Genomic DNA, 2,943 nt, shown 5'->3' with positions numbered 1-2,943 from the left:
TTTCTATCTGGACGTGAGCGCTCAGGCTCTTAACCTTCCCATGCCGTGAGCCTTTGAGGCCATTTCTTTGGGTTACTTTTCTTTGGGCCAGCAAAGAAAAGTGACTCGGGCCCTTTAGGGACCGAAAGCGCCGCAGGCAATGGTCACCTTCGCGTGCGGCTCCATTCCCTCAGCAAATGGGATATATCAGGGTGCGAAAAACCAACCATTACCATGCACGCATACATCACGACGTTGGGGTTTGCACCCCAACCTACGAACGAAACGCGTCAGCGCGACAACACAATCCGCTTGTCGCCAGCACGCGTGACGCGAATCGACCAACCTTGCTGCAGCATCGCAAGGAAGGTCTGCTGATCACCGGTGCGGAAGACGCCGCTGATATGGATGTTCTGCAAGGACGGATCGCCGATCGCGACCTTGGTGGCGCTGTAGCGATTCATCTCGGCCAAAAGCTGCGGCAGGCGCCAGTCGTGCACGAACAGCTTGCCCTGCGTCCAGCCTTGTGCCTGCTGCAGGTCGATCGCGCGCACGGGCGTGATGTTGCCGCGTTCGTCGAAGCTCAGGCTTTGGCCCCCGACCAGGGATGCATTTTGTTGCTGGCCGTCCGGCGATTGCGCGGCGATGGCCAGCTTGCCTTTCAGCAGCGCCACGTCGGTAGCGGCGCCGTCCAGACGCACCTGGAATTGCGTACCGACCGCCGTCACCGTGCCGTTGCCGGCATGCACCACGAACGGCCACGCATGATTGCCTTGCACCGAGAATTGCGCGCGACCGCGCAGCAGATCCACGCGGCGCGTGCGGGCGCTGTAGCGCACCACCACTTCGGTATCCGTATCGAGCAATACCGACGAACCGTCGGCGAGCTGTTCGGTACGCTCCTGGCCCGCGCTCGTCGCATACACCGTGCCGACAGGATCCTCCGGCGCCGCCAACCAGCGGGGCAGGGTGACGACGGCGACAAGCAGCGCCACACCCGCGGCCAGTGCGGGAAACCACCAGCGCCGCGCGTGCGTCGCGGGCTCACGCCGCAGGGCGCGGTTGGCGGCGGCCACCAGGGCCGGGTCCCTCACCGCTTCGGCGCTGCGCTTCCACAGCATTTCCAGTTCGCGGTACGCCGATGCATGTTTCGGGTCGGCACTGCGCCAGCGCTCGAATGCGGCGCGTTCGGCGGGCGGGCATTGGCTGTCGAGCAGGCGCGCAAACCACTGCGCGGCCTGATCCTGCAAGCCCGCCTGCGTACCCTTGTCTGCGTTTTCCCTGTCCATGCCCATTACAACGTTTCCGTCGACGAATCACCTACCTTGCGCCGCAGCTGCGCAAGCGCGGTGGTCAGGTGTTTTTCGACCATCTTGACCGAAATGCCGCAGCGCTCGGCGATCTGCGCATGGCTCAGGTCGTGCACGCGCTTGAGCAGGTAGACGCGCTGGCACTTGGGCGGCAGTTCCAGGATGGCGCGGGTCAGGCGCGCCACCTGCTGGTCATAAAGGGCACGCTGTTCCGGGCTGTGCTCGCCGGCGGCGATCTCCAGGCCATCCAGCGCCACGTGGTCCTTGCTGTGATGGCTGAGCGCGACACGGTACTGGTCGTGCGCCACATTCACCGCAATGCGGTAAAGCAGCTGCTTCCAGGCCGACGGCGGCTCCGACTCGCGGTAGCGCAGCAGCTTGGCCATGCTTTCCTGGGCGGCATCCTCGGCGTCCTGCTCCGAAGCCGTGCGCGCACGCAAGAACTGCAGCAAGCCACGGAACTGGCCCCGCAGAAACGCTTCAAAACGATGTGCATTGGCACGGACGTCGATGGCCTGGATATCCGGCAACGGCCTCATCGACGCACCTTCCCGCTTGTCTTTCATTCCCGCTACCGCACCCGACCCCAAGAGCGTCGGCCGAATGTGACGCAAAACGGCAGCGTATGCAAATGGGATCGCCGGCCGTGGGGCGCTAAGCGGGGCTGGGCTGTAAGTCCGATTATGAAAGCGATTATGGCAGTTGGCTTCTGCGCGCGGGCCCGTCAGGACTGCCCGATTTAAATGAAATGTCATTTTTGTTCGCGCGAATCGGCAATGCGTCTGAAAAAAGACCGGCGTAAATATTCAAGCACGTCCACGACGATATTCGACTGCCGGGTTCAGTCCTGGCCGAACCGTCGCGCCGTGCATAGGGGCACGGCGCATTTTCTCTCGTGCGTCAGTCAAGGAGTAGCGCTCATGAATATCGCTTCACGTCTGAAAACGCTTGCCATGTGCATGTCCGCAGGCCTGCTTTTCGTTGCTTCCGCGTCGTATGCGGCGCAATTCACCTATGTTCCCAGCAGCTTGAAGGTCACCTTGAGCAACAGTGCCGGCCAGACGGACAGCCTGTCGTTCCAGCAGGGCGGAAAACTGGAAGTGGCCGGTACGGCCACCAACTCCACCAGCGTCAACATCGCCACCACGGGGGCTTATGGCCTTTCCTACGTGGCGTCGGCCAGCAATAGCTCCTCGACGGTCACCAGCATCACCGCCGGTACGCTGCCCGAACAGGTCAACTCCAGTGCCGATACCTATTTTGTGCTCAGCGGCCTGGTTTCCTTGAACAATCTCGCCGACAACCTGAGTCTTCAGTCCGGTGCGGGCGGCGTGCCTCCGTACATGCTGCAGGACAACGTTTCGGTATCCATCTCGGGCAACGGCGTGTCCATTCCGACCGGCACCTATCAGGCAGGCAAGAAGTTCGCCGTGTCCGGCCCCGTGTCAGTGACCAATGCTGCCGGCAAGAGCGAAACCGATACGTTCACCGGCAAGATCGTACTGGGCGAGTTGCGCGGTATCCGCGACGGCTGGGGCAACCTGGTTGGCACGCGCCTGATCGAGATCCACGTGGTCGGCACGCTCGCCGACAGCACTGGCAATACCTATAAGATCAACCAGGTCTACGGCCAGAACGACCTCAACGGCATTAC

The 2,943-nt window shown here is 62.2% G+C and carries 3 protein-coding genes; 1 reads left to right on the top strand and 2 read right to left on the bottom strand.

Annotated elements, in window-relative coordinates:
• Positions 1-269 precede the first annotated feature (269 nt).
• Together ACTHNE_RS16745 and ACTHNE_RS16740 are read right to left on the bottom strand one after the other, a co-directional pair.
• On the bottom strand, positions 270-1,268 hold the full coding sequence (locus tag ACTHNE_RS16745) for a FecR family protein (RefSeq protein WP_324937104.1): 999 nt from the start codon (positions 1,266-1,268) through the stop codon (positions 270-272).
• Positions 1,269-1,273: 5 nt separating this feature from the next.
• Positions 1,274-1,855 (bottom strand): RNA polymerase sigma factor, encoded by a 582-nt coding sequence (locus ACTHNE_RS16740; protein ID WP_324937106.1) that lies wholly within the window; start codon positions 1,853-1,855, stop codon positions 1,274-1,276.
• Between the two features lie 354 nt (positions 1,856-2,209).
• On the opposite strand from ACTHNE_RS16740, the gene ACTHNE_RS16735 reads away from it, so the two are divergent.
• Positions 2,210-2,943, top strand: a 734-nt coding sequence (locus ACTHNE_RS16735; RefSeq protein ID WP_440269835.1) for a hypothetical protein, incomplete at its 3' end; no start/stop codon positions are given.

The organism is Dyella sp., from assembly GCF_051954575.1.
Classification (GTDB): domain Bacteria; phylum Pseudomonadota; class Gammaproteobacteria; order Xanthomonadales; family Rhodanobacteraceae; genus Dyella_B.
Note: the sequence above shows the minus strand (reverse complement) of the source record. Positions and strands in the feature narration are given on the sequence as shown.

Excerpts from the sequence above, each read along its gene's own strand:
- ACTHNE_RS16740 (WP_324937106.1), bottom strand. The coding sequence starts at position 1,855 with ATGAAAGACAAGCGGGAAGGTGCGTCGATGAGGCCGTTGCCGGATATC.
- ACTHNE_RS16745 (WP_324937104.1), bottom strand. The coding sequence starts at position 1,268 with ATGGACAGGGAAAACGCAGACAAGGGTACGCAGGCGGGCTTGCAGGAT.